Consider the following 25852-nt stretch of genomic DNA (forward strand, 5'->3'; position numbering starts at 1 on the left):
AAGGGGAAATGGCCATAATCAGATTGTTAGTTGCTTTTTACGCGCCCGTGAGTTTCAATTCCCAGTACGCGACATCGATCCAGCGCCCGAACTTGAAGCCGACTTCGCTGAAATGCGCGACCTTCCTGAAGCCGAGTTTTTCGTGCAGCGCCACGCTGGCCTCGTTCGGCAGCGCCACGCCGCCGATGACCATGTGGATGCCACCTTGCGCCAGGCGGGCCAGCAGCGCCTGGTACAGCGCGCTGCCGCGGCCTTTGCCGCCCAGTCCCGGCACCAGGTAGATCGAGCTTTCGACCGCGAAGCGGTAGGCATGGCGCACCCGCCACTTGCTGGCGTAGGCATAGCCGATCACGGTGTCGCCCTCGGTCATGGCGAGAAAGGGCAAGCCGGCTTCCTGCAAATCGGCGATGCGGCGGGCCATGGCTTCCTCGCTGACGCTCTGTTCCTCGAACGACACGCTGGTGGTCAGGATATAGTGGTTATAAATGGCGACGATTGCGGCGGCGTCGGCGACCCCGGCATCACGAATGTTCAATACAGACTCCCTGGATGGTTGCTCATTTCTATGGCAGTGTCCGCGCTGGCGGCACTGTCCCGCTACAATTGTATTAGTATTCATGCCTTGATGAAGGCATGACGTCCGTTTCAGCGATTCGACCTGAGGTGTTACTTGAAGAGATTTCCAATTGCGGCCCTGAGCTTGCTGCTGGCCTGTGCCGGCGCGGTCCAGGCTGCCATCCCCGTGTACGGCTTCGTGGTGAAGAATACCTATCCGCACGACCCGGACGCGTTTACCCAGGGCCTGTTTTACACCGATGGTATTTTGTACGAAAGTACTGGCCTGAACGGCAAGTCGTCGGTCCGTAAAACCGAGCTGAAAACCGGCAAGGTGCTGATGAAAACCGACATCGCGTCGGATTATTTCGGCGAAGGCATTACCGATGTCGGCAATACCATCGTGGGCCTGACCTGGACCTCGCACGTCGGTTTCGTGTTCGACAAGACGACCCTGACAATGAAGCAGACCTTTTCCTACCCTGGCGAAGGCTGGGGACTGGCGAACAATGGCAGCGACATTTTCATGAGCGACGGCACCTCCGCCATTCGCGTGCTCAATCCCAAGACCCTGGCGGAAGTGCGGCGCATCCAGGTCACGGCCGAGGGCAAGCCGATCGATCGCCTCAACGAACTGGAATGGGTCGACGGCGAGCTGTATGCGAATGTGTGGGGTTCCGACGTGATCGCGCGGATCGACCCGGCCAGCGGCAAGGTGGTCGGCTGGATCGACCTGGCCGGGCTGCTCGACGAGAAAAGCCGGGCCGCCGGCACGGCCGATGTGCTCAACGGCATCGCGTACGATAGCAAGAAGCGGCGCCTGTTCGTCACCGGCAAGCTGTGGCCCAAGCTGTTCGAGATCGAACTGGTGCGGCGCCAGGGGCGCTGAGGGGCATGGCGCTGTCGCTCAGGGGCCGATGGTCAGTGCGAACTCGCCGCGGTCGGTAAAATCGGGCATGCGCGCGCTGCGCAAGGCCATTAACAGCGGCATGGGCGAACAGGTAAAACGCACGGTTTTATGCAGCCCGTACATGCGCACCTGATGCGAGGCCAGTTCAAATGCCAGCACTTCGTCCAGATGCGGGACGTGAAGCGCCTGGGTGCGCAGGAATTCGGCGAAATTGAGGGCTTCTTCGGTGGCGAATGGCTCCGGCGGCCGGGTTTTCCAGAACGCACGCAAGAGCGTGAGAAAGGCCGGTTCCCCGACCGTGAGCGAAATGAGGCGGTAACTGAGCGTCATCGAATCGACGATGGTGCCGCTGCGTACCGCCGCCACCAGCTGGCGCAGCACGCGAATCCCTTGGTCCGTATCAAGCGGCAAGGTGCAAGGCTCGTCCGGGGCAATATCGAGCACTTTGCCAGCCAGCGCGCGTTCCCATTGCGGCGGTGACGGCAAGGCGTCGTCGACCGCGGCCGTGTGGTGGATCACCCCGCGCGGCGGCGCGCACGCCACTTGCAGGCTGGTCTTGCGCTCGTCCCACAGACGGTGCAAGGCATGCAGTTGCGCTGTCAGGTGGTGATGCGCGATCTCGCGCGCGGGCATATATGCCGGAACAATTTCAAACACCAGCGCCTTGAGATTGGGCAGCCGTGGCAGCACCGCGTGCGCCAGTTGCATCAACTCGGCCGGCACCAGCCCCGAATGCGCATCGAGATAATACCCGTCGAGATAATCGCCGCCCGCCAGATGGACTTCGCACACTCGTTCGAGCGGCATGTCGTCGAGCGCCGCCAGCACGCTCTGGCGGCCATTGCGCTCATTGCACCAGAGATTATGCAGGTCGAGCAGGATGGCACAGTCGGCTTCCTCGGCGATGGCGCCGAAAAATTCGCCGTCGGACATTTCGCCCGGCACCGGTTGCAGGTAATTAACCCCGGTCTCGAATGCAAACGGCACCGGTAGCTGGGCGCTCAGCGAGCGGATATTGGCGGCGGCCAGCGCCACGGTTTGCGCGCTTTGCAGCGGCGGCAGCAAAAAGCCGGTATTGAATACGCCACCGGGTCCGCTGGCGCGCGAAAAGCTCAGGTGCTCGCTGGCCCACGACGCACCGAGCGCTTTCACGACATCGACAAACAGCGCGACCTGCCCGGGTTCCGGCGGCACGCTGCCGCCGATCGGAAAACCGACGCCGTGCACCAGCTTGGGATGGGGATAGTCGCACAATTGCGCCAGGACGTCGGTATTGATTGCATACGGCACCCCCGCCGCCGCGGATTTGAACCACAGCGGCTGGGGCTCGATTTCGATGACGTCGATCAAATCCTCACTGGCCTCGATAAACGCTTCGAGGCCCGGAAGGCATACCATGCCGACGCCCGATTCCGGTAAATCGCGCATATCAGGGGCTCGGTTGCTCTTGCGGCAGCTCGATTGCCTGGACCGCCAGATTGGCGTTGACGATAAAGCGGCGCTGGAAATCGTAACGGATATCGAATCCGGACGTGCAGGCCGGGCAGCCTAGTTGCCCCAGCAATTCTTTCTGGATCTTCTGGAACTGGTCCAGGTCGAAATATACCTGGGTCGGCAGGGAAACGTTGACAGTGCGGTTGACGGGTTGTGCAGCCAGGGTGGATCGCAGATCGACGGTATTGGTATCCATAACGTGACGCTCCTTGTGATGTCGGCGGTAACTTGTCCCCTCGGGAAATGCGGCGCATGTCCCGGCAGCACCGCCTTCACACTAATGCTGAGGCTGGCTGCCGACTAAAGTATAGGCATCACCCATCGTGCATCCGGCGCCAAGTGCACCGACTTTGCGCGGCATCAAAGGCGGACGCGGACCGTCCTTGATTCGCGACACTCGGCGCTCTTGGTTTTCCGCGTAGCCCTTGTCAACGCTTGATCGAGGCGCGTTCCAGCACCGCCAGCACTCTTTCGGCGTCGCAGCCGTAGACACCCGCACCCCAGGCCGCGTTCTGCTCCACGCAGGCCCAGCCGAGACCGTCGATGATGCCGACATCGACCACGGTTGCGGCCGGCAGATCGACGGCCGGGTCGGCCAGCAGCCGGGTCATGAATGCCTCCAGTTGCGCATCTTCTTCAGGGGTGCTGTGAAAGCCGGCCTCGCGCTGCAGTTCACCCCGGCGCGAATAGATCGAATAGGTGCATAAGGTCCGGTCCAGGATAAAGCAGCGAAATTCCATTTCCCATGTCACCACGGCGGAAACGAGGACCGGCATGGTGTCGTCGTATTCGGTGGGCAGTTCCGGTCCGCGATAGACGGCCGCCGGAAAGCTTTTGTCATTTGGCGGCTTGATGAATGCCGGCGCTGCAAGCAGGCGCGCCGCGCCGAGCGTGGCGAGGGTGATGTCGCGTTTTCGGTAATCGAAGGGAAGCCGCACCAGCCAGTCTTCCGCCGGATTGAGCAAGTCCAGGCCGAGTTGCTCCGCCAGGACCGGGCCGAATAGCGCTTCACCGTACAGCACCGGATCGGGCAGCGATTGCAGTGTCGGCGGCACACGCCACGCGGCCAGCCGCTCCACCCGCCAGCCAAGGCGCGCGGCGGCTTTCCACAGGATGTGCGAATCGTCGGTGTGGCGCGGTGTGAGGATCAGGGTGGGCATGGGGCAATCGGGGTGGGAAATCAATCAGCGGCTGTCGTCATTCGGCCGGCGCAGGTTAAAGGCAAGGTTCGACAATAGCCGGCAGTTGTCGCACCGGAGATCAAAGCATCCGTGTAGCGTCGCCGGTAAATGCCAGGGTCCGTCACATGCAGGACAACGCCGTTGCGCTTCCCGGGCGGCGCTGCGGCCTTTATCGCGGTACAGGTAATAATAAAACGGCTTTCCGGCCAGTTCCGACAATCTGGCGCAGCACGCGCGGCCCGCTGCCGCCAGTGCGCTGTCGATCACCGACATCTGGCGCGTCGCGGCGCGTTCCAATACCGTGCAATTCATTTGCAAATGATCGCACGACTGATAATCGGACTGCCACGATATCACGTCGTGAAAGTCGGCATTGGGCCGCGCCGTGAACGGGTATAGCGGCACCGGCCCGAAGCAATCCATGCACCGCACGGGGGATTCCAATGTCAGGAAGGTGGTAAATAACACGTAAGCGCTCGGGTTCGCGCAGGCGCATGCGTCGGCGCAGTCGCATGCCGGCCCGATCGGCGAGCATGCAAAGGTGATGCCCACCTGCCGCGCCTCGGCGATACACTTCCTGACATAGGTGCCGTGATAGCGCTCATCGAGCGAATCGGCCGCGGGCGCCAATACGGTCGCAACGCAACAGCCGTTATCCATGACGATCGGCCAATCGGTGCCGCAGACCTGGCCGTTATTCCTCAGCGCACCAAGAAACACGTTCAGGTGCCCAGCCGGTTCATTGTCCGGGGGCGGAGCGGCCAAGCGCATCTCAACTCGTATTACGTGCATTGGCATCTCATCGTGTGCGAGCCGGCTTACTGCGTGCCCGGAGTGGCGTCGTGCGCCTCATCGGACGGCGGCGCGGGACGCGGCTTGTTTTCCATTTCCCCAAATTTTCTTTTAGCGGATCCAAATACCGGCAAGGGCGGGGGAACAAACTCGCGCCGGCGAGGCGTGCGCGTCAGGCGGACCGAGAACGTCAACAGGAAGTGGCGCCGGACCGAGGCCGGAAACGGCCTGGACTCCCTGATCGCCTTGCCGACGGCGTCCGTGTAGCGCTGATCGCCCGATTCGTCCAACATGGTCAACGACTTGACCTTGCCCTCGGCATCGAGAAGAACCTCGAATTTGGCCGATCGAAGTCCGGGCGTGGCATCCTTGCCGACCTTGTAGCCGATGCGCGAGTCGATTTCATCGAGTTGGGCGCGCGTCAGCGGCTCGCTCCGGGGGAGCGCTGGCCTGACCGACTCCACCATGGGCCGTGGCGCAATGGGCGCGCGCGGAGGGCTCGATTTCATCGCGTTGAAGAGGGTGGACAGCACGATCATCACGCCAATGATCCAGGCGTACGAGCGGCTTGATTTTTCCGTTTCGGCCGCTGCTTCCCATTCGCTCTCCTTGACGGGGAGCGGCGCGCTGTTCTTGGCAGTCAAGCCGGCGTAGGCCTCGTGCCAGCGGCTCACCGTGGCTTCGTCGGCGATGAACCTCATCAACACTGGGAAACGCGCCAGCATCGTCTGCAAGTAAGGCATCAGGCGGCGCAGCTCGCCATGCCGGGGCAGGGTCGGCTTGCGCAAGCCCGCCAGCACTTCTTGCTGCCTGGTACGATCGACCTGGCCCTGAGCATGGAACATATTCTGTTCGTCAATGGCGCGATTGACGATGGCGCCCGGATGACCGAACTTTTCGAGTCGATGGCGGTCTGATATCCATCCGAAGACACTCATGGCGGCGAAGAACAAGGTTTCGTGACCAAGCTGGCGTGCACCCGCCAGGAAATAGGCAATGCGCGCCTCGAATCCCATGCGGGCGGCGATGTTGAGCAGGCGCTCGTCGTTCAGGCAGCGATGCAGCTCGTCGGCCCAAAGAGCCTCGTCGTGCAGCATGCGGCCTGCGCGCAGCCTGGTCAGTGCTTTCAGGAACTGCTGGAAGACATCGCCGGCCAACTGCTCGGGATCGGATCCCAGGCCGGCATCGCGGGTGGGCGGCTGCGCATCCGCATTGGTTTGATGTGAGGCAATGTTGACTACCACCGGGGCCTGGGGTGGCGAGTACGATGGCGTCGGCGCTGGCGCTGGCGCTGGCTGCGGTTCCGGCGTTTGCTCCGCCGGTCGCTCGCCGCCGGCGCCGGCGTGGTTGGCGCCGGCGCTGCCGCTGGTGTCATTGAAGGTGTCTTCAATGGCGCCGTCGTCCTCATCATCATCGTCATGATGGCTGGCCCAGGCAAGCCATGCCAGGGACGATTCGTAATCCGTGCGCAGGAGCTGGAAGCGGTCCGATTCAGTTTCCTGGTCGATTTGTTTGAGCTGGCGCGCGTAGGCGCGCCGGATGGCGCGTTCGTCGGCGTTCTGGTCGAGGCCCAGGCGGGCGAGATAAGGGGGGATGTGGGGCATGATGAGGAAAGGAGGGTACGCCGGAGCAGGCAAAGGGTAACACCGGGGCGCCGCCTTGAGGCGGCGCCATGGTGTCACAGGTCGGCGTCGCCGAAAGGGTTGCCGGCGTGCCGGTGCTCGACGTAATCGAGCACTTCCACGAAACGCCTGGCTGCGGCGTCGATGAGGCGTTTGTCCTGGCTTTCCAGATTGCCTTCGAAGCGGGTCATCTCGACCGACAGCTGGTCGCGAACGCTGCCGCGCAGTTGCTGGTAGAGACGCTCGCCGCGGGCCAGCAGGGTGCGCATTTCGATGCGGTCGCGCGGGTGAATCTTAAGCTGCGACAGCGACGCCAGGCGTTCCTTGATTTCCTGTGGCGACAGCATGCCCGGATTGCCTTCGATAATCAGGACGACGCTCTCGGCACCCTTGCGGGCGCTCGCTTCGACCTGCAGCAGGCCATTGACGTCGTAGGTAAAGCGCACTTCGACCGACCTGTCTTCGCGCGTGCCGCACGGAACCGGCACGTTCAGGGTGCCCAGCTTGATGTTGTCGGACACCATGCGTGCTTCGCCCTGGTAGACATTGATTTCGATAAATCCTTGCTGATCGTGAATCGGTGAATACGTCTTGACGCGGCTGACCGGCACCACGGTGTTGCGTTCGATCACAGGGTCGAAGTGGCCGCTGGAGTGGCCGCCCGAGTCGTACCGCATCGCAATTTCGACGCCCAGGGAATAGGGCGATACATCGGTCATGACGACTTCGTCGAGGGCGGCATCCTTGCTTTTCAGGCCGGCCTGGACTGCCGCGCCGAGGGCGACGACTTCGTCCGGATTGATGTCGCAGGCCGGAAAGCGGCCGAACATGCGCGCCACCATGCGGCGCACGACTGGCATGCGGGTGGCGCCGCCGGCCAGCACGATATTGTCGAGCTGGGCGCCGACCAGGTTGGCGTCGCGCAGGGCGCGTTCGACCGGGTGGCGCAGGCGCGCCAGCAAGGGCGCGCACAAGGTTTCGAAGGTGGACTCGTCGAGTTCCATCGAAAAATTCTCGCTGCCTTCGGTGACGCGGATCAGCGCGCGCGCGGACGTGCTCAGCTCGCGCTTGGCCAGTTCGACCTGGGCGCTCAGGCGCTGCATGAAGTGGGCGTTATCGCGGTAGGTCTTGTTGAGTTTATTGTGCTCGAAGAAACGGTCGACCAGGGCGGTCACGAAATCCTCGCCGCCGAGGAAGTTATCGCCCGCCGAGGCGCGCACTTCCATCACGTTCTCGAACAGGTCGAGCACCGAGACGTCGAAGGTGCCGCCGCCGAGGTCGAACACGAGGAACTTGCTTTCGCTGTCGCGCAGGTGGATGCCGTAGGCGAGGGCGGCCGCGGTCGGCTCGTTGAGTAGGCGGTCGACCTTGAGCCCGGCGAGCTGGCCGGCAGCGCGGGTGGCCTTGCGCTGGGCGTCGGAGAAATAGGCCGGGACGGTGATGATGGCTTCGGTGACCGGCTGGCCGAGGGCAGCCTCGGCGTCGTCCTTGAGCGCGCGCAGGATCAGGGCCGACAGTTCTTCGGCGCGAAAAGCGCGCTTGCCCAGGGTAATTTTCTTGTCGCTGCCCATGTGACGCTTGAAAGAGGCGGCGCTTTGGGCCGGATGGGTTTGCAGGCGGTCACGCGCGGCGCGGCCGATCAGGATCGTGCCGTCTTCGTCGACGCTGACGCAGGACGGGGTCAGGACATCGCCCAGCTGGTTGGGAATGAGGCGGGCGGCGCCGTTCTCCCAGACAGAGATCAGGCTGTTGGTGGTGCCGAGGTCGATTCCTACGATCATGCTAAATCCCATTGAGTGACGGTGAGGCATCGCCGTGCGGCTAAACCTTTCGATACAGCAATGATAACCGAAAAGAGGTAGATCGTTGGTATTTGAGCAATCGATCATGCTCAAATTCATCTTGCGGCGCAACACTTGCAGGGGAGCGGACCCGTTCCTGGCGGGCGGATTCAGGCAAGTGCGGCAGGGATTGCCGCTGCGGTACTTGTCGTGGCGGGCAGGCGCCTTGGCCTGTCGGGCGCCGTTTCAGGTGATGCGGAGGTACCGGTACCGGGCGGCCAGCTCGTTCCGCTGTGACGGCGTCAGGTCCACGCCATCGAGCCACAGCTGTTTCAGCGACGGGATTGCGTACAGGTGCGGCAACAAGGTCGCGGCCTGCATGGAAGGCAGATGCTCGTACCCGCCGACAGACACATATTCGAGCTCGGGCAGTTCGGCGAGCAGAACGAGATCGGATTCCGCGATGGACGTGGCCCACAGATCAAGTTGGCGAAGCTGCTTCATCTTGCAGAGGTGCGCGAGGCCGACGCGCGAGATGGCGGTTGCGCCGATGCTCAAGCTGGTAATCGACGTGGACGCGCTGAGCTGCGCGGCCATGGCATCGTCAAAGCAGGAAGCCTCGACGTCAAGTGACGCCAGCCTGGATAGTTGAAGAAGCGCGCTGATTATCTGGGCCGATAGTTCAGCTCCTTGGGCACCAAGCTCGCGCAACGACGGGCACCTGCAAACTTCCATGATGTCGTCTGCCGAGAGAGAGCAATTCGCTCTGAACTCTTCCAGCGTGGATGCTGCCGAAAACCCTTCGAGGCGGCCCGGTTTTACTATGTCAAGCACGTCGAAGACCCGTAATCCGGGAATCGACACCGCATGGCGCATTGCCGTGCGCGTGATGTCGCACCATAACCATAATTGGTCCACCGACTGGAACGAGCGAAATCCGCGTGCGATCCGCTCCGTCAGCAAGGGCATCTTTGTCAGGGAAAGTTTCTCGACAGGCCCGCTTTCGGCAAAGCGACGCAGATCGGCTGAGCGACAACTGCCCATGATATTCACACAGTTGGCTTCGGTAGTTCTACTATCCATGCTGGTTCGTTCACGACTGGTGTTGGCTGAAGAAAATAATTTTGAGATGGCGAGCGGTGTCGCTAACAAATCATGAACGACACTTTGATATCAGGATGGCGTTGTCGAAGTGCCCGCACTAAGCCGCTGAGCCGCTCCGCTTCGTCGAATACGGCCAGACACAGACTTGACCATCCCTCGAATGTTATTTCCTTCGGCAACACGGACGCATCGAGGTTGCAAATGAGGTCTCGCAGCAGTTCCCAAGTGAACTCCTGGTTAACAGGAATTCCGAAAGCGTGCGCCACAGTTTGGCGCACGAATAATGGCGACCGTGCATAGGTCAGGTCTATTGTTAATATTTCGCTACGCAACCAGTCTTCCATATGCTTATGAGTCCTCCCGATTCTGTTCGACCGTCGGGCCTGCAAGGACACTCGGATGAGGCCGCATGCTGCGAACGCCGGCCATTTTAACGCAGGACAAATGAGACGTGGCGAATCCGCGTCGCCGATGCCGAGCGACCGATAGTGCGGACACCGCTTTGTTTTTACAGACCCGGCGTGCGGGCCTAAGCCAACGAGGCCACGGTACACCGGATTCGGCAGCGCTTCGGCATTACGATGCCGTTCGGCCCTGGCGGCGCCACGCGACCGTTCCGAGCAAGGCCAGGCCGCCCAGCATCATTCCATAGCTCGAGGGCTCCGGAACGGCGGGCAATACGCCCGTGGACATGTCAAGGGTGACATTGCGGGTGTGCAGCTCCCATCCGGGGTAGTCCCACGCGTTGGTGTACATGCGCACGGTGACACCGGCGTTCCACTGTGCATTGTCGAGAGCGGCGTTGATGCCAGCGAAGTCCCCTGGATGCGAAATCAGGTAGTAATCATCTGTCTTCCAACTGTGGTTGGCGCCAGCCACATGCAGCGTATACAGCGCCGTTTCTCCAGCAAAGAGCCCGACGTAGACGCCGTTGGTAGGGTCCTGGTTCCCCCAGCCCTGGTCCATCAGTGTTACCGACGTGTTGAGGCCAATGATGTCACCGACATTCGATTGCAGGGAAAAACGCCCGATTTCGAATTGTCCGGCGTTGACCCATGCGTGCTGGTCAGTTCCGGGAGTGGTGAGCGTGTACGTAGCCGCAGCCGCCGATAGAGGCAAACTCAGTGCTGCGACGGTGAGCGCTGTCAAAAGTTTGTTCGTGTACGACGTCATAACGGTCTCCAAAAATGTGCGCCAGTTGGCGAGATAAGTATGAAGAGGAATGAAGGAATTAATACATTGATAAACTTAATCGGATTGTATTTGTCAATACAGAAGAAATCGATTTCCTGATCTTTGGAAATAAATTTTTCCATTTGCTACATTTTTGTAAGAATATGTCCTGAATTATTGCTCGTCATAACGGTATTTGTTTCGTGGAGCATAGGGGGAATTGCAAAAGACAATGAATATTTTTATCCGTTAACGGCATGCATTCCGCGAGAAAAAATACGAATAAAAATAGATATCGACATTGTCGTAATTTGGCATCACGGGCAGAGAATGGAGGGGCTCGATTCCACTGCCGGCGAGCTCAGGATCGCCTTTGGCGCGAAGCGCTTCACCACGACGATTTGTCGCGTTTTCTCGCTGGCAGCAGGTGATGTTGCCTTGCCATCCCCCGCTGCCGGCTTCGATTTGACACCAGTGCCCTTGCGCGCGACTTGTTACGCGTGGCGCCGGTGCGCCCACTGATACAGCAGCGGCAGCACCAGCAAGGTGAGCAGGGTCGACGACAACACCCCGCCGATAACCACGGTCGCCAGCGGCCGCTGCACTTCAGCCCCGGTACCGGTCGCCAGCGCCATCGGCACGAAGCCCAGCGACGCCACCAGCGCCGTCATCAAGACCGGCCGCAGACGCGTCATGGCGCCACTTTCCACCGCCTGCGCCAGCGGCATGCCGTCCGCACGCAAGCCGCGAATGAAGGAAATCATCACCAGCCCGTTGAGCACCGCCACGCCGGACAAGGCAATGAACCCGACCGCCGCCGAAATCGATAGCGGAATGCCGCGCATCCACAGCGCCACGATGCCACCCGTCAGCGCGAACGGCACGCCCGTAAACACCAGCAAGCCATCGCGCACATTCCCGAACATGACGAACAGCAGCATGAACACCAGCGCCAAGGTAGCCGGCACAACGAGCTGGAGCCGGCTGGTGGCCGATTGCAGCTGTTCGAACGTCCCGCCCCAGGTAATCCAGTACCCGGGCGGGATCTTGACCTGCCGGCTGATCGCCGCCCCGGCATCGGCCACGAACGAGCCGATATCACGCCCGCGCACATTGGCCGTGACCACCACCAGCCGCTTGCCATTTTCGCGGCTGACCTGATTCGGCCCCGGGGCCATGTCCAACTCCGTCACGTCGCCCAGCGGCACATAGGCGGCCGGCTGCGTGCCCTCGCGCGCAGCCACGCGGATCGGCAGGCGCCGGATGGCGTCCAGGTCGGCGCGCAAGGCCTCCGGCAGGCGCACCACGATGTCGACCCGGCGGTCGCCCTCGAACAGCGCACCGGCATTGGCCCCGCCAATGGCCGTGGCAATCGCCTGCTGCACGTCGCCCACGTTGACGCCGACGCGCGCGGTGCGTGCCCGGTCGATGCGGATCGTGAGCATCGGCAAGCCCGTGGTCTGCTCGACCTTGACGTCGGCCGCGCCGGTGATGGTTTCCAGCACGGCGGCGATCCGGGCGGCGCTGCGGCCCATGACGTCGCTGTCGTCCCCGAACACCTTGATCGCCACATCGCTGCGCACGCCCGACAGCAACTCGTTAAAGCGCATCTGGATCGGCTGGGTGAACTCGTAGTTGTTGCCCGGCACCTTGCCGACCGCCTGTTCCAGTGCCGCGAGCAACTGTTCCTTGCTGGTCGCCGGCTTGGGCCATTCGGAGCGCGGCTTGAGCATGATGAAGGTATCGGCCACGCTCGGCGGCATCGGATCGCTGGCGATCTCGGCCGTCCCCATCTTGGAAAACACCGTATCGACCTCGGGAAATTGCTTGATGGTGCGTTCCAGCGCCAGCTGCATCCGGACCGCCTGCGACAAACTCGTGCCCGGAATGCGCAACGCGTGCATGGTGATATCGCCTTCATTGAGGCTGGGCACGAATTCGCTGCCCAGGCGCGTGGCAAGCAGCGCCGACAGGCCGATCGCCACGCCGGCAATGAGCATCACCGGCCCTTTGTTGGCGCTGGACAAGCGCAGCAGCGGCAGATAGGCGCGCCTGGCCCAGCCCATGATCCGGCTGTCGTGCTCGCTCACCTTGTTGCCGATCATCAGCGCCACGGCAGCCGGGATGAAGGTCACGGACAGCACCATCGCCGCCGCCAGCGCCGCCACCACGGTGAATGCCATCGGATGGAACATCTTGCCTTCGACCCCGCTGAGGGCGAAGATCGGCAGGTAGACCACCATGATGATGAGCTGGCCGAACAGCAGCGGACGGCGCGCCTCGCCGGCGGCGGCGAAGACTTCGCGCAAGCGCTCCTCGCGCGTGAGCGGGCGGCCGGCGGCGGCCTGGGCATGGGCCAGGCGGCGCACGCAGTTTTCCACGATGACCACGGCGCCGTCGATGATGATGCCGAAGTCGAGCGCACCGAGACTCATCAGGTTGGCGCTGATCCCGTTGGCAACCATGCCGCTGAACGTCGCGAGCATGGACAGGGGAATCACCAGCGCCGTAATCAGTGCCGCGCGGATATTGCCGAGGAATACAAACAGCACGATGATCACCAGCGCCGCCCCTTCGAGCAGGTTCTGGCGCACGGTGGCAATCGCCTTGTCGATCAGGTCGGTGCGGTTGTAGACGGTGCGGGCCAGCACGCCGGACGGCAACGTGCGGTTGATGTCGCCCAGTTTCTTGTCCACCGCGGCCGATACCGCCCGGCTGTTTTCGCCGATCAGCATGAACACGGTGCCGAGCACGACTTCCTGGCCGTTTTCGGAGGCGGCGCCGGTGCGCAATTGCTTGCCCACGCCCACCTCGGCGACGTCGCGGATGTGCAGCGGCACGCCCTGGCTGGAGCGCAGGATGATGCCGCCGATTTCCTCGGCCGAACCAACCTGTCCCGGCACGCGCACCAGGTATTGTTCGCCGCCGCGCTCGATATAGCCGGCGCCGACGTTGCTGTTATTGCGTTCGAGCGCCTCGACGATGTCGGCCAGGGACAATCCGTGCGCCACCATCTGGCCAGGATTCGGCGCCACGTGCAGTTCCCTGGCGTAACCGCCGATGGTATTGATTTCCGTCACGCCGGGCACGTTGCGCAGCTGCGGCTTGACGATCCAGTCCTGGATCTGGCGCAGGTCGGTGGAATCGTAGGGCGTGCCGTCGGCCTTGAGGGCGCCCGGCTTGGCTTCCACGGTCCACATATAGATCTCGCCCAGGCCGGTCGACATCGGTCCCATGGCGGGCGAAGCGCCGGCGGGCAGGCTGGCGCGCGCCTGCTGCAAGCGTTCGTTGACGAGCTGGCGCGCGAAATAGATGTCGGTGCCATCCTTGAAAATCACCGTCACCTGCGACAGGCCGTAGCGCGAGAGCGAACGGGTCTGTTCCAGGTGCGGCAAGCCGGCCATCGCCGTTTCGACCGGAAACGTGATGCGCTGCTCGGCTTCCAGCGGCGAATAGCCGGGCAGGGCGGTATTGATCTGGACCTGGACGTTGGTGATGTCGGGCACGGCATCGATCGGCAACAGGCGGTAGCTGTAGATGCCGAGCGCCGCCACGAAGGCGGCCAGCATCAGCACCAGCGACCGCCGTTCGATGGAAAAGCGAATGAGGGTATCGAACATGGCGACTCCTTAATGGTCGTGGCTGGCGCCGGCTTTGCCGAGGTCGGCCTTGATCAGGAAGCTGTTCTTCGCAGCATATTTTTCACCGGGCAGCAAGCCGCTGACGACTTCGACCGATTCGCCATCGCTGCGCCCGAGCACCAGTGGACGTGCTTCGAAATGGTCGCCATAGCGGCCGAACACGGCGGGCTGTTCGTTCACGGTCTGGATCGCTTCGACCAGCACCGCCACGGGTACGGTGAGCTCGGCGGCGACCACATCCACCGTGACCGGCAGGCCGGGCCGCCACACGCCCTTCGGATTGGGCAAGACCACGCGGGCCTTGGCGGCGCGGGTCTGCTCGCCGACCAGGGCGCTGACATAGGAAATGGTGCCGCTGGCGACCGTATCGGCGGCGCCCGCGCGCACGGTCGCGCCCTGGCCCTGGCGGATGGTTTCGAGGTCGCGCGCGCTCACGGAAAGCTCGGCCCAGACGGTGGACATGTCGGCCACCACGAACAGGCTGGCTTCTTCCTTCACCGATTCGCCGGCGGCCACGGTTTTCTGGGTGATCACGCCATCGATCGGCGCACGCACTTCATAACGCGCCAGTTGTTTCAGGCTGCCGGCGCCGACACCGAGCGCATCGAGCTTCTGGCGCGCGCTCTGGGTGGCGATGTCGGCTTCCTGCAGGGCCGCACGGGCTTGCTGATAATCCTGTTCCGCTGTGATTTTCTGCTGCCACAAGGTGCGTTCGCGCTCGAACACGCTGCGCGCCAGAGCAAGGCGATGCTGCGCCGCCAGCAAGGCACTGCGTTCGCCCGCCAGTTCCTGGCTCGACAGCACCGCCAGCACCTGGCCCTTGCGCACCGTCTGGCCCGCGTTCGCGCTGACCGATTCGACCATCCCGGCCAGGCGCGGGGCCACGTGCACCGTGCGGTCGGCGTTGAGCTGGATCTCGCCATTGAGCTTGAGCACGCTCTTGATGCGTGCCGGGCCGGCGGTGTGGACGTCGATCCCGTTCTGCGCCGTTTGGGTTTCCGACATCGTCACCCGCGCTTCGACCTGTTCGTAGGCGAAGCGGTAAGTCTTGCCGCCGGACTGGGCCGCGATGGCCACCTTGAAGGAATGCGGCTCGCCGACGATAGCGTCGCCGCGCAGATAGTCTTCTTCGCGTGTGAAGCGGATGGTTTGCGGCGCCCGGCCCAGGCGTTCGAGGGTCAGCGTCGCCTTGGTGGCCGGGGGATCGAGCGGTTTGCCATCCTGGTAGGTAAAGATGCGGAACTGCGGGCCGGCGCTGTGGTCCAAGATAGTAAGCTCCAGGCCGTAGCCTTGGCTGACGAACAGCTTGCCGCCGTGGGGCCCGCGCGCGGGCACGGCGACTTCCTGGTGCGGCTTGCCGCCATGGTCGACCTGGGCGGTGTCAGCATGCTCACCGTGTTCCTCATGGTCGTCGTGCCGGGGCTGGGCCGGTTTGCGCACCACGATCAGAGCGGCCAGCAGGGCGCCAATGAGCAGGATGGCAATCATGACGAGGGTCTGTTTTTTGTTGAAAGGATATTTCATGCATTACTCCACTGTCTGGGCGGCGCCAGGGGCGCCAAGGATGCTGTCGATGTCGGCGGCGGCGCGATGGGCGTCCGCCAGGGCGCGCAGGTACTGGGTGCGGGCCTGCAGCAAGGTGCGCTGGGCATCGATCACATCGATCACATTGAACTTGCCGTACTCAAAACCGGTGCGCGCAGCCTCGTAGGCGCTTTGCGCACCGGGCAGGATGTCCTCGTTCAGCATTTGGGCCTGTTCACGGGCGACGGCCAGCGCTTCGTGAGCCTGCGCCAGCTCGTTGCTCAGCCGGGCGCGGGCGCCATCGAGTTCGGCGCGGGCTTTTTCGCTGCGTTGCAGCGCTTCGTGCAGCTTGCCCTGGTTGCGGTCGAACAGGGGCAGGGGAATGGCCAAGCCGAAAACAGCCTGGTTGCGGCCCGCTTGCTGCTCGCGTTTGGCGCCGATGCTGACGGTGAGGTCCGGAACCTGGCCGGCCCGTTCGACTTGCGACAAGGCTTGGCGGCGCGCCAGTTCGATGTGCGCCAGCCGCAACGCGGGCGCGGCCTTGAGTTGCTCCATGAGTTGGGGCAGGGAAGCCTGTGCGGGAAGCCGGTCGAGGTGGCCCTCGGCGCGGCCGATGTCGCGCCCGGTCCCGCTCCAGAGCGCGGCGAGGCGGTTTTTTGCGGCGGCCAGTTCGCCGGCAGCCTGGACCAGGTCGACCTTGACACTGGATGCGGCGATGCGGGCACGCGTTTCATCGACCGGCGAGTTCTTGCCGGCCAGGACGCGCTTGGCCGCGGCGGCGAGCGCGCCGTTGGCAAGGGCGAGCGATTCGCCGGCGATTTGCTGCCGTTGCTGGGCGGCGAGCAGGTCGTGGAAAGCGGCGCGTGCGGAGGCGAGCACGGCATTGCGCTTGACGGCCAGTTCGGCGCTGGCGGCATCCTGCCCGAGTTGCGCGGCGTTGATCCGCGCCGTGCGCTTGCCGCCCAGTTCGATCGGCACGTTCAGCTGCACCGTGGTGATTCTGGTCGATTCGCGCGCATCTTCGACCAGGGTGGCCAGTTCCGGGTTGGGGGCGACGCCAGCCTGCGTGACGGCGCCGGACTGGGCGTCGATTTCAAGAGCGCCAGCGCGCAGGCCGGCGTTCGCTTGCAGGACGCGCGCCAGCGCGCCGGCCAGGGACAGAGGGGCGGCAGTGTTCGCCGGGTCGCCATACGCCGGTCCGGCGTTCGCCGGTGGCGCTGGAATGCTGACGTCATTGGGCAGAGCTGGCGATGGCTGCTCCGGCAACCCCGCGCCAGGACGGCGCCCGGCGGGGTCATGGTTCTGGTTCCGTAAGCCCTGGTGCAATGACGCAGCAGGGCTGTGTTGGGTAACTGCCGATACCCCTTTCAATGTGGGGGCAGTCATGTTTTGAGCCTGCGTATGGCAGGGCCACGCCGCGGCAATAGCCAGCGGCAAGACGAGTTTGTACATCGAATTCTCCTGGTTAGATAGACAAGGGAATCCGGCCAGGCGCGCTAGCGGTGTGCGTGTTGTTTACGGCAGTGATGAACCGCGCGAAGCGGGTATCAGGAAAGCGACAGCGGCAGCCGGATCAGGCGGCGCGTTGCCATTTGGGACGTTCGGGACGGGCGGGCCGCAGGGTCGACGGGCGCGCCGTGTCGGCCGCGTCGGCATACGATGCGGGTGGCGGCTCATCGCCGCCGCGTGCGTTGCTGGTGATGCCAACACTGGTGAAATGGCAGTCGCCGCAGTCATTATCGAAACCGAACGGAGAGTCGTCCGGGTCGGACTGATGGTCATCCGCATGCTGATGGTGTCCGGGATGGGCGACGGAAGCGGCAGGTTCGTGCGCGCAATAGGCGCTCGCCGCCGCCCAGCTCACCTGGAGCGGAAAGACAAACAGCAAGAAAATAATCAACAGGCGTCGCATGGCAGGATTGTACCAGCCACTGCCCACATCCGTTGAAATCAGGATGATATCCATGCGTAAAGGATGAAATTTATGCAACGTCAATTAGATGGGGCAAATAGCCGAAATTAGCTGAATTTATAGCCTAACTACGTACTTACACGCATTGTCGCAATGTTGTAGCTCTGCTATCATCATCGGTTGTTCGTTTCCTGGCCGCCCTGCGGCCGGCGCGGTTCCGATTTCTTTAGACCCCTGGGATTTATGTTCTCTGCTGTAAAAACTACTGTCACTTTGACACTTCTTCTCTCCGCATTTGCGGCCCACGCGATCGATATCAGCGGTGCCGGCTCGTCCGCCGCGCAGCCGCTGTATGTCAAACTCGCCGACGTGTACGGCAAGTCGCAAAACGTCAAGCTCACGTATCAGCCGAGCGGTTCCAGCGAAGGCCTCAAGCAGGCCAAGGCTAAAACCGTTGAATTTGGCGCCACCGACATCGCACCGTCGCAGGCAGACCTTAAAGCCGGCAAGCTGATCTGCTTCCCGAGCGCGGTCTCGGGCGTGGTGCCGGTTGTGAACCTGCCGGGCCTCAAGCGTGGCGAAGTCCAGCTGACCGGCGAACTGCTGGCCGACATCTTTTCGCGCAAGATCACCAAATGGAACGATTCCAGGCTGACCGCCGCCAACCCTGGTGTGGCGCTGCCTGACTTGGCCATTGCCGTGATCGCGCGCCAGGATGGCTCGGGGACCACGTACAACTTCAGCGATTATCTGAGCAAGGTTAGCCCTGCGTGGAAGCAGGCCTACGGCCGCAACTTCACGGTCGCGTGGGCCAATGGCGTGACCCAGGTCAACGGCAGCAACGGTGCGGTCAGCGCGCTCAAGCAGACTCCGGGCGCGATCGCCTATGTCGATTATCAATACGTAATGCAGGACAAGCTGGCGTTCACGCGCTTGAAAAACCGCGATGGCAAGGTCGTCGCGCCCGGCGCGGACGGTTTTACGGCCGCGCTGCTGAACAGCCCGTGGGTTACCCAGGCCAAGTATGAGGAAATGCTGACCGACCGCGTCGGCCCGTCCACGTGGCCGATCACGTCCGGCACTTTCATCGTCGCGGCGCAGGCGACCAACAACCCGGAGAAGACGATTGCCACCCTGAAGTTCTTCGCCTGGGGTTTCGCGCATGGTGATTCGATTGTCGGCAACGCCAACTTCGTGCGCCTGCCGGACGCCATGCAGGGCCGCATCTTTGGCGACCTGACCACGATCACCGATGCCAGCGGAGCGCCGCTCAAGTGGTCGCTGGCCGAGGCGCTCAACCTGCGTTAAGCTGCCGCCGCCAAGCGGCCAACAACCCGCCCGCGTGCTGCGCCGGCGGGTTTTTTCGTCAGCAAAGCGCGGCGCGCCACCAAGCTATCATGCGCGGCTGGCAAAGGCCCGGCGCAGGCAGAACGCTGCGGCGGCCGCAATCAGCAGCAGGGTAATCAGCGAGCCTTCGACGCCGAATACGCCGCCGGTCAACATGGTATTGCCGACTAGCTTGCCGCGCAGCAGGCCATCGGTGGCTGCATGGCCCGACACGGTCGACGAGAACACCTGGCTGACGCAGTAGTTCCACGCGACGTGGGTGCCGATGCAGACCCACAGGCGGCGCGTCCGCATGTAGAGCGCGGCTTGCAGCACGCCGTAGGCCGCAATCACGGCAATTGCCAGCACCGAGGTGCCGTCATTGGGCAGGTGAGCCAGGCTGAACACCAGCGCCGAGATGATGATGGCGGACTTGGCGCCCAAGGAACGTTCGGTGACGCCGAATACCACGCCGCGAAACATCATTTCCTCGGCCATGCCGACGAGCACGAGCTCGGCCAGCGGGAACAGGATCGCGATGCCTGGCGCGTTGACGCCGCCGACGCGATAGACGCCCAACGCGGCCAGCACGGCAAAGATCAGCGCAACCAGCCCGGCGCCGAGCAGCAGGCCGCTGCCGAGTTCGCGCGCCATGCCCGCTGTCGCCAGCTCGGTCGGCTGGCGTTTTTCAATACGGCGGACATAGAAGCGATAGCCGAACCACACCAGCGCGGCGGCCAGCAGTTGCGGCCACACGATGCGGTACGGCTTGTCGACCAGTTTGGCGGCGATGATCATGGTCAGCGGCACCGCGGCAAAGGTCAGCACCATGCCGAGGATAATCCTGACCACGGCATTTGTCATCAGGCGCGAGGCCAGGGAAGGTTTGGTCATTGCTGTGTTCAGAGTAGCTTCCATGATCGCTTTCTTCAGGTGGTTGTCCGTGGTTTTTTGCCGGCGTCGCGGATGCGCTCGCCGAAGGGGCGCGTCTCGAGGACCGCGATGGCTTGCGCCAGGCATGCCGACAAGGGAAATTCCAGTTCCGCATCGAGGCTGTCCGCCGCGCGTTTGGTCGCCTGCCAGCACGCTTGCAGGCGCGGCAGCAGTAGCTCACCCTGGGGGCTGAGGCGCACCACGCGCTGCCTGCCATCCTCGCCACCGGCGACAACCAGCAGCAAGCCTTCCGTCTTCATCAGTGCCACCGTTTGGGTTGCCGCCGGCTGGGTGATGCCCGCCAGTTCGGCCAGCTGGCCGATGGTCGCACTTTGCTGCTGCGCCAGTACCCGCATCACCGGCGTGTAGCGCGGCCGGTAATCCAAGCCTGCGTCTACATAGGCTTGCAGGACTGCGCCGTCGAGCAGTTCGATCAAATGTCGCAATTGCGTTCCGAGTCCTTGTTTCATGCAGCCATATTAGCACCATTTATATAAGCGCTTATATAATTATTTGACGTGGTATCGTTACGAAAAGACGACACCTGATTCCGGAGCCCGCCATGCCCATCCTCGACCCGCGTATCGACGAGTACATCGCCAACTCCGCTGCATTTGCGCAACCCATCCTGATCCACCTGCGTCAGGTGATTCATGCCGCCTGTCCCGATGTGGAAGAGACCATCAAATGGGGCATGCCGTTTTTCCTGTACCACGGCATGCTGTGCCATTTTGCGTCGTTCAAGGCGCATTGCGCTTTGAGCTTCTGGAAAGGGGAGCTGCTGGTGGCGCAAGACGATAGCAAGGGGCGCGAGGCGATGGGCCAGTTCGGGCGCATCGCCTCGCTCAAGGACTTGCCGCCGATGAAGACGCTCGCTGGCTACTTCAATAAGGCGATGACCTTGAACACGGAAGGTGTCAAGGCGCCGTCGCGCGCCAGGCCGAAGGTGGCGCGCGAGCTGGTGGTGCCGGATTACTTGATTGCTGCGCTGGAAGAGCAACCTGGCGCCAGCGAGCAATTCCGTGCTTTCTCACCCGGTGCCATGCGCGAGTATGTGGACTGGCTGACCGAAGCCAAGACCGAGTCGACTCGCCTGCGCCGCCTGGCACAGGCTGTGGAATGGATCGCCGAGGGCAAGCAGCGCAACTGGAAATACACGAACTGTTAGTGCGCCGGGACGACGCCATCGACATCGGTGAGATGCGCCGGCGCGGCAGCGGGAGCAATACCGTCACTATAAACGCCCGAACTCCGCTTCAGTTATTCGGTCGGTTCGTCGAGCTGATCGAGTTGGTCGATTTGGTCGATTTGTCGCTGTAATGCGCGCGCTGCTTTCACGTTCATCGCCGCGACGACAATGCACGGGACGATCACCACAGAGGTAATCCGCCATGGAAAATCCATCGGGTCCGGCTGTGCCATGCCCCAAAAGAACACGAACATGCCTGGCACGACCGGGAGGATGTGCCACAGCCATACGTCGCGCACGGCGTCACGCTGGCGCACCAGTTCCTCGCGCAGGTACTTGATGTAGGGCAGGGCCAGCGCTTCGGGCGGCAGGTCGCGAATCGAAGCCCGACGGCGCAGGTGGTACAGGACAAGCAGACTGCCCAGGACCATCAGGCCGCTGCCAATTCTCATCAGCGGTTCGGGCAACACCCATGCATGAAAACCGAAGATCAACGCCACCAGCAGCGCGGCGACATTTTCCTGGACATTGCGAAGCACAATCTTACGCCGGAAATCCACGCTGTCGCGCTCAAGCCGCTCGCATGCATAGGTCGCGCCCATGTCGGCTTGGGATTGCCACACGGATTTCAACTCGTCATCATTCATCATGGTGTACTCCTGTTGCCAAGTCGATTGCTCAGCATTGATTTGATTCGGTGGACCTTGGTGGCGACGTTGCGAGCCGACAGTCCGGTGATTTCGCTGATGCTGGCGGCGTCGAGCCCCTCCAGGTACAGCAGCATGAGTTCGCGGTCGAGCGCTGCGAGCGAGTGAATCAGGGTCATCACGCGCTCCAGATCAAGGCGGCGGTCCGTCACGACCATGTCCGCACGCTCGTCGACGTGAAGCGCAATATCGTCCAGATCCTTTGAATAGCGCTCGACCGAACGCATGCTGCGCTGGACATGGGTGGCGCCGATATTGTGCGCCACCCTGTACACCCACGTGCGCAGCGAGCATTGGCCCTTGAAACCGGCCATGCTCTGCCATAAAGCCAGGTGAACCTCTTGCATCAAATCTTGCCGCTTTGCGTTGTCGCGCTCGTATCCGGCCACAAAGCGCCCGACCTCGCGTCCAAACGTTTCCACCGCTTGCCTGTACAGCTCATCCTGCGGTGTCGTATTCCTGGTTTTGTTCATCTCGTCTCTGGTGAATGGCTAGCTCTGGGAGGTAGTCAGCCATCCACGGATTTTCTTACAGATAAATTGAACAAGGAGCGTGCGCTGGCGGAAAGCGGGCCTGTGCGGCATCGCTTCTCGCAATCGCCGGCCTTCGTGGCGACGCCGGAACAGGGATCGGGTGGTCGCAAGCGGCTAGTGCTGCGCGCCGCAGACCGCCCGGACATGAGCGCGCAGCCAGCGGTGGGCGGGATCGGCGTCGAGCCGGGGATGCCAGAGCATCGACACGGTGAATTCGGGCAGGGGAACGGGCAGGGCGAAGCTGTGCATGCCGTGGCGTAGCAGACCGGTGTGCCGTTCCGGGACCGTGGCGACCAAGTCGCTTCCCCGTGCCAGCGCCAGCGCGGGGGAAAAGCCTGCCACGGTGACGGCGATCGTGCGTTCCAGGCCCAGCGGCAACAAGGCCTCGTCGACCGGGCCTTTTTCACCGCCCCGGCGCGCGACACCGATGTGCTCGCCGGCCGCATAGCGCGACGGCGTGATCTCGCCTTCGGCCAGCGCATGGCCGACGCGCACCACGCCCACCAAACGGTCGCGGAACAGGGCCTGGGTGCGCACTTCGGGGCCGGTGTCCTTGCCAATGACGCCCGTCTCCAAGTCGACACTGCCGTCGCGCAAACCCGTACTGTCCTTGTCCGGCTTGGGCACGAAACGCAGGCGCACGCCGGGCGAATCGGCGCGCAGGCGGGTGAGGAGTTCGGCGCCGAAATTTTCGACGAAACCTTCGCGTGTGCGAATCGTGAACGTGCGCGACAACTGTGCCAGATCGAGCTTGTCGACCGGGCGCAGCGCGGCTACGCCATCGTGCACCAGCTGGCCAACCTGCTCGCGCAGCGCGATGGCGCGCGGGGTCGGCACCAGGCCGCGTCCGGCCCGTACCAGCAGCGGGTCGCCGGTGGTGTCGCGCAGGCGGGCCAGCGCGCGGCTCATGGCCGAGGGGCTGAGGCGCAGACGGCGCGCCGCACGGGCGACGCTGCCTTCGGCCAGCAGGACGTCGAGGGTGATCAGCAGATTGAGGTCGGGCAGGGACATGTGCTTACGATAACGCAATTTGCTCCGGGCGTGGCGTCGGACGCGCAAATCCCCGCGCAAACGTGCGTGGGGCGCCATGTCGGCGCGGCTGCCAGACGCGATTGCGGGCGCTGGCGCAAGTCCGACGGCCGCCGCAGGCACGGCTTGATTGTCACGGTTGGCGTTGCGCCTGGCTGAATTCGCCGCGCGCCAGGCTGGCGGGAGTGTTGCCCGCGCCATCGGTCGCTTTCATGTCCGCACCGCGCTCGACCAGCGCTTGCAGGATCTCGCTGCGCTGGAACAAGGCCGCGTACATCGCCGCCGTCTGCCCGGCCAGATTGCGCTGGTTCGGCTGGCACGCGGTATCGGCCAGGCGGCGCGCAATGCGCAACTCGCCTTTGAAAATCGCGCCCATCAAGGCCGTGTTGCCGCGCTTGTCGCCCGCGCATGGGTCGGCCCCGGCGCCAATGAGCAGGTCCACCGCCGCGCCCTGGCCGTGGTAGGCGGCCAGGATGAGCGCCGTGTAGCCTTTCTCGTCGCGCGTATTCAGGTCGTAGGCCGCGCTGGTGAATTCCTTGAGCATGGCGACATCGCCCCGCCGGGCCGCGTCAAAATAGTAGCCCTTGAGCTGTTCGGCCAGACGCGCCGGGTCGGGCGGCGCCGCGTGCGCCAGTTGCGCCACGGCGAGCGCGGCAATGGTCATCAGGTATTTCATGGCAGTCTCCCGGAACGGCCGCCCGCGGGCGGCCGCATTGTCATCAGTCGGTCAGGGTAGCGGCGCGCGAAGCGACTTGCGCGACCTTGTCGCCCAGCGCGGCGGCGAGCGCCGTTCCGTAGGCGGCATCGGCCTTGTAGAAGTGCGACAGCATCGTGTAGCGTACTTCCTCATCCTTGACCTGGCCAAGGTCGCCGGCGAGGTTGGCCACGAGGTTTTTCTGCTGCTGCGCTGGCAAGGAGCGGTAGAACTCGCCCGCCTGACGGAAGTTCAAGGTCTTGGTGACGCGCTGCTGCACCGTGCTGCCCGACAGGGGAAGCTGGCTCGGCTTGAAGTCGGCGTCGACGGCCAGCGGAGACTGGCGGCTCGGCTCGTAGTTGACATTGCCGGTGCGCTTGCCGGCGTTCATCGCGCCATCCTGGTAGTGATTGACCACCGCAACGCGCGGCTGGTTGATCGGCAATTGCAGGGCGTTCGGGCCAAGGCGGTACATCTGGGTATCGGCGTACGAGAAGACGCGGCCTTGCAGCAGCTTGTCTTCGGACGGCTCGATGCCGGGCACCAGATTCGATGGCGCGAAGGCGCTTTGTTCGGTTTCCTGGAAGATGTTGGCCGGGTTGCGGTTCAAGGTCATGGTGCCGAGCTTGGTCTCGGGTACACCCGGCCAGATCTTGGTCGAATCGAGCGCGTCGAAATCGAATCTGGCCAGTTCGGAAGGTTTGAGCACCTGCACATACAGTTCCCAGCGCGGAAATTGCTTGCGCTTGATGGCGTCGACAAGGTCGTTGGTGGCATGGTTGAAGTCCTTGCCCTGCACGGCCGATGCCTCGGGGCCGGTCAGGCTCTGGATGCCTTGCAGCGACTTCCAGTGGAACTTGACGTAGTTGACCGTGCCGGCGGCGTTGACGAATTTGTACGCATGCACGCTGTTTCCGTCCATGAAACGGTAGCCTTTGGGCGTACCGAGGTCGGAGTACACCTGGGTCAGCATGTGCGTCGATTCCGGCTGGTGCGAGAAAAAGTCGAAGAAGCGGTTCGGGTCTTGCACATTGGTCTCGGGCGCGGGCTTGAGCGAGTGGACCATGTCCGGAAACTTGACGGCGTCGCGGATGAAGAAAATCGGCAGGTTATTGCCGACCAGATCCCAGTTGCCTTCGCTGGTATAGAACTTGGTGGCAAAACCGCGCGGATCGCGCAGGGTTTCCGGCGAATGGTTGCCGTGGATAACCGTCGAGAAGCGCACAAACACTGGGGTTTCGCTACCTTTGGCAAACACCTTGGCCCGGGTCAGGGACGACACATCGCCGCTGGCGACGAAGACGCCGTGGGCGCCGGTGCCGCGCGCATGGACCACGCGATCGGGAATGCGTTCACGGTCGAAGCGCTGCAATTTTTGCAGCAGGTGAACATCTTGCAGCAGGGTGGGGCCGTTCTGGCCGGCCGTTTGCGAGTTCTGGTTGTCGCCGACGGGAGCGCCATTGTCGCGCGTCAGTTGCGGCGCCGCCGAGGCGAAGGGCGAGATCAGCGCCGCGATGGCGAATGCCATGGCTGAACTTGCCGCGCCACGTTCTCCGGTATTGCGCAGTGTACTTGTCATCATCATTTTGATTCCCTTTTTGTAAGTGTGCTTAAACGATAAGGAATTCAAAGCAATATGTAAACGCAATTATAAATATCGTAACGATAGTCATAAACTATTAAATCCGGAGACATGGCGTCAGGCGCAGCAATAAGGTGCAGCTGCTGCGCCTTCCGCCATGCTTGCGGGAC

Annotated in this window: 23 protein-coding genes; 3 read left to right on the plus strand and 20 right to left on the minus strand. The window is 62.9% G+C overall.

The window, feature by feature from the left end:
• Positions 1 to 37 precede the first annotated feature (37 nt).
• A complete protein-coding gene (locus tag IV454_RS23535; RefSeq protein WP_229521806.1) occupies positions 38 to 535 on the minus strand; it encodes an arsinothricin resistance N-acetyltransferase ArsN1 family B in 498 nt (165 codons plus the stop codon).
• A 135-nt stretch (positions 536 to 670) separates the two neighbouring features.
• Here IV454_RS23535 and IV454_RS23540 point away from each other — a divergent pair, with 135 nt between their 5' ends.
• Positions 671 to 1444, plus strand: coding sequence for a glutaminyl-peptide cyclotransferase (locus tag IV454_RS23540; protein WP_229521807.1), 774 nt, complete (start codon positions 671 to 673; stop codon positions 1442 to 1444).
• Positions 1445 to 1462: 18 nt separating this feature from the next.
• Here the strand turns inward: IV454_RS23540 and IV454_RS23545 are convergent, their stop codons facing one another.
• The 12 genes from IV454_RS23545 to IV454_RS23600 form a co-directional block, all read right to left on the minus strand.
• Complete coding sequence (locus IV454_RS23545; protein ID WP_206088094.1) at positions 1463 to 2893, minus strand: MbnB/TglH/ChrH family RiPP precursor modification enzyme; 1431 nt, start codon at positions 2891 to 2893, stop codon at positions 1463 to 1465.
• A gap of 1 nt (position 2894) precedes the next feature.
• Positions 2895 to 3155 (minus strand): hypothetical protein, encoded by a 261-nt coding sequence (locus IV454_RS23550; protein ID WP_206088095.1) that lies wholly within the window; start codon positions 3153 to 3155, stop codon positions 2895 to 2897.
• A gap of 232 nt (positions 3156 to 3387) precedes the next feature.
• Positions 3388 to 4119 carry an ATP-grasp domain-containing protein gene (locus IV454_RS23555; RefSeq protein WP_206088096.1) on the minus strand — a complete coding sequence of 244 codons (732 nt, stop codon included), beginning with the start codon at positions 4117 to 4119 and terminating at the stop codon, positions 3388 to 3390.
• A gap of 24 nt (positions 4120 to 4143) precedes the next feature.
• Positions 4144 to 4938 (minus strand): DUF2310 family Zn-ribbon-containing protein, encoded by a 795-nt coding sequence (locus IV454_RS23560; protein ID WP_307730140.1) that lies wholly within the window; start codon positions 4936 to 4938, stop codon positions 4144 to 4146.
• Positions 4939 to 4958: 20 nt separating this feature from the next.
• Positions 4959 to 6536: a TonB C-terminal domain-containing protein gene (locus IV454_RS23565; protein ID WP_206088098.1), complete on the minus strand. Its 1578-nt coding sequence runs from the start codon at positions 6534 to 6536 to the stop codon at positions 4959 to 4961.
• A 74-nt stretch (positions 6537 to 6610) separates the two neighbouring features.
• Positions 6611 to 8335 carry a molecular chaperone HscC gene (locus IV454_RS23570; RefSeq protein WP_206088099.1) on the minus strand — a complete coding sequence of 575 codons (1725 nt, stop codon included), beginning with the start codon at positions 8333 to 8335 and terminating at the stop codon, positions 6611 to 6613.
• A gap of 246 nt (positions 8336 to 8581) precedes the next feature.
• On the minus strand, positions 8582 to 9418 hold the full coding sequence (locus IV454_RS23575; protein ID WP_206088100.1) for a leucine-rich repeat domain-containing protein: 837 nt from the start codon (positions 9416 to 9418) through the stop codon (positions 8582 to 8584).
• A gap of 597 nt (positions 9419 to 10015) precedes the next feature.
• The gene (locus IV454_RS23580; RefSeq protein WP_229521808.1) at positions 10016 to 10612 is read right to left on the minus strand and encodes a PEP-CTERM sorting domain-containing protein; all 597 of its coding nucleotides are present in this window, start codon (positions 10610 to 10612) and stop codon (positions 10016 to 10018) included.
• A 494-nt stretch (positions 10613 to 11106) separates the two neighbouring features.
• Positions 11107 to 14232 (minus strand): efflux RND transporter permease subunit, encoded by a 3126-nt coding sequence (locus IV454_RS23585; RefSeq protein ID WP_206088101.1) that lies wholly within the window; start codon positions 14230 to 14232, stop codon positions 11107 to 11109.
• Between the two features lie 9 nt (positions 14233 to 14241).
• Complete coding sequence (locus IV454_RS23590) at positions 14242 to 15777, minus strand: efflux RND transporter periplasmic adaptor subunit (RefSeq protein WP_206088102.1); 1536 nt, start codon at positions 15775 to 15777, stop codon at positions 14242 to 14244.
• Between the two features lie 3 nt (positions 15778 to 15780).
• Positions 15781 to 17043: a TolC family protein gene (locus IV454_RS23595; RefSeq protein WP_206088103.1), complete on the minus strand. Its 1263-nt coding sequence runs from the start codon at positions 17041 to 17043 to the stop codon at positions 15781 to 15783.
• Positions 17044 to 17350: 307 nt separating this feature from the next.
• Positions 17351 to 17743 carry a hypothetical protein gene (locus IV454_RS23600; protein ID WP_206088104.1) on the minus strand — a complete coding sequence of 131 codons (393 nt, stop codon included), beginning with the start codon at positions 17741 to 17743 and terminating at the stop codon, positions 17351 to 17353.
• 219 nt (positions 17744 to 17962) lie between these two features.
• Between IV454_RS23600 and pstS the strand changes: the two genes are divergently transcribed.
• Positions 17963 to 18997, plus strand: coding sequence for a phosphate ABC transporter substrate-binding protein PstS (gene pstS / locus IV454_RS23605; protein ID WP_229521809.1), 1035 nt, complete (start codon positions 17963 to 17965; stop codon positions 18995 to 18997).
• A gap of 87 nt (positions 18998 to 19084) precedes the next feature.
• Here pstS and IV454_RS23610 read toward each other — a convergent pair whose 3' ends face one another.
• Together IV454_RS23610 and IV454_RS23615 are read right to left on the minus strand one after the other, a co-directional pair.
• Positions 19085 to 19909, minus strand: coding sequence for a CPBP family intramembrane glutamic endopeptidase (locus IV454_RS23610; protein WP_229521810.1), 825 nt, complete (start codon positions 19907 to 19909; stop codon positions 19085 to 19087).
• A 35-nt stretch (positions 19910 to 19944) separates the two neighbouring features.
• Entirely contained in the window at positions 19945 to 20394 is a 450-nt protein-coding gene (locus tag IV454_RS23615; protein WP_229521811.1) for a MarR family winged helix-turn-helix transcriptional regulator, read from the minus strand.
• A 116-nt stretch (positions 20395 to 20510) separates the two neighbouring features.
• On the opposite strand from IV454_RS23615, the gene IV454_RS23620 reads away from it, so the two are divergent.
• Positions 20511 to 21116, plus strand: a complete 606-nt coding sequence (locus tag IV454_RS23620; protein ID WP_206088107.1) for a YdeI/OmpD-associated family protein — start codon at positions 20511 to 20513, stop codon at positions 21114 to 21116.
• 92 nt (positions 21117 to 21208) lie between these two features.
• On the opposite strand, the gene IV454_RS23625 is transcribed toward IV454_RS23620, so the two are convergent.
• The 5 genes from IV454_RS23625 to IV454_RS23645 form a co-directional block, all read right to left on the minus strand.
• Positions 21209 to 21787: a hypothetical protein gene (locus IV454_RS23625; RefSeq protein ID WP_206088108.1), complete on the minus strand. Its 579-nt coding sequence runs from the start codon at positions 21785 to 21787 to the stop codon at positions 21209 to 21211.
• Entirely contained in the window at positions 21784 to 22317 is a 534-nt protein-coding gene (locus tag IV454_RS23630; RefSeq protein ID WP_206088109.1) for an RNA polymerase sigma factor, read from the minus strand. The genes IV454_RS23625 and IV454_RS23630 overlap by 4 nt, the downstream gene beginning before the upstream one ends.
• 174 nt (positions 22318 to 22491) lie before the next feature.
• Positions 22492 to 23388, minus strand: coding sequence for a LysR family transcriptional regulator (locus tag IV454_RS23635; protein WP_206088111.1), 897 nt, complete (start codon positions 23386 to 23388; stop codon positions 22492 to 22494).
• Between the two features lie 151 nt (positions 23389 to 23539).
• Positions 23540 to 24082 carry an ankyrin repeat domain-containing protein gene (locus IV454_RS23640; protein ID WP_206088112.1) on the minus strand — a complete coding sequence of 181 codons (543 nt, stop codon included), beginning with the start codon at positions 24080 to 24082 and terminating at the stop codon, positions 23540 to 23542.
• Between the two features lie 43 nt (positions 24083 to 24125).
• On the minus strand, positions 24126 to 25628 hold the full coding sequence (locus IV454_RS23645) for a catalase (RefSeq protein WP_206088113.1): 1503 nt from the start codon (positions 25626 to 25628) through the stop codon (positions 24126 to 24128).
• Positions 25629 to 25852 lie beyond the last annotated feature (224 nt).

This window comes from Massilia antarctica (assembly GCF_015689335.1).
GTDB classification, from domain to species: domain Bacteria; phylum Pseudomonadota; class Gammaproteobacteria; order Burkholderiales; family Burkholderiaceae_D; genus Telluria_A; species Telluria_A antarctica.

Bases quoted from the DNA above. Each gene is read 5' to 3' on its own strand.
- IV454_RS23545 (WP_206088094.1), bottom strand. From the start codon at position 2,893: ATGCGCGATTTACCGGAATCGGGCGTCGGCATGGTATGCCTTCCGGGC.
- IV454_RS23550 (WP_206088095.1), bottom strand. From the start codon at position 3,155: ATGGATACCAATACCGTCGATCTGCGATCCACCCTGGCTGCACAACCC.
- IV454_RS23555 (WP_206088096.1), bottom strand. From the start codon at position 4,119: ATGCCCACCCTGATCCTCACACCGCGCCACACCGACGATTCGCACATC.
- IV454_RS23560 (WP_307730140.1), bottom strand. From the start codon at position 4,938: ATGCCAATGCACGTAATACGAGTTGAGATGCGCTTGGCCGCTCCGCCC.
- IV454_RS23565 (WP_206088098.1), bottom strand. From the start codon at position 6,536: ATGCCCCACATCCCCCCTTATCTCGCCCGCCTGGGCCTCGACCAGAAC.
- IV454_RS23570 (WP_206088099.1), bottom strand. From the start codon at position 8,335: ATGATCGTAGGAATCGACCTCGGCACCACCAACAGCCTGATCTCTGTC.
- IV454_RS23575 (WP_206088100.1), bottom strand. From the start codon at position 9,418: ATGGATAGTAGAACTACCGAAGCCAACTGTGTGAATATCATGGGCAGT.
- IV454_RS23580 (WP_229521808.1), bottom strand. From the start codon at position 10,612: ATGACGTCGTACACGAACAAACTTTTGACAGCGCTCACCGTCGCAGCA.
- IV454_RS23585 (WP_206088101.1), bottom strand. From the start codon at position 14,232: ATGTTCGATACCCTCATTCGCTTTTCCATCGAACGGCGGTCGCTGGTG.
- IV454_RS23590 (WP_206088102.1), bottom strand. From the start codon at position 15,777: ATGAAATATCCTTTCAACAAAAAACAGACCCTCGTCATGATTGCCATC.
- IV454_RS23600 (WP_206088104.1), bottom strand. From the start codon at position 17,743: ATGGATATCATCCTGATTTCAACGGATGTGGGCAGTGGCTGGTACAAT.
- IV454_RS23610 (WP_229521810.1), bottom strand. From the start codon at position 19,909: ATGACCAAACCTTCCCTGGCCTCGCGCCTGATGACAAATGCCGTGGTC.
- IV454_RS23620 (WP_206088107.1), top strand. From the start codon at position 20,511: ATGCCCATCCTCGACCCGCGTATCGACGAGTACATCGCCAACTCCGCT.
- IV454_RS23625 (WP_206088108.1), bottom strand. From the start codon at position 21,787: ATGATGAATGATGACGAGTTGAAATCCGTGTGGCAATCCCAAGCCGAC.
- IV454_RS23630 (WP_206088109.1), bottom strand. From the start codon at position 22,317: ATGAACAAAACCAGGAATACGACACCGCAGGATGAGCTGTACAGGCAA.
- IV454_RS23635 (WP_206088111.1), bottom strand. From the start codon at position 23,388: ATGTCCCTGCCCGACCTCAATCTGCTGATCACCCTCGACGTCCTGCTG.
- IV454_RS23640 (WP_206088112.1), bottom strand. From the start codon at position 24,082: ATGAAATACCTGATGACCATTGCCGCGCTCGCCGTGGCGCAACTGGCG.
- IV454_RS23645 (WP_206088113.1), bottom strand. From the start codon at position 25,628: ATGGCATTCGCCATCGCGGCGCTGATCTCGCCCTTCGCCTCGGCGGCG.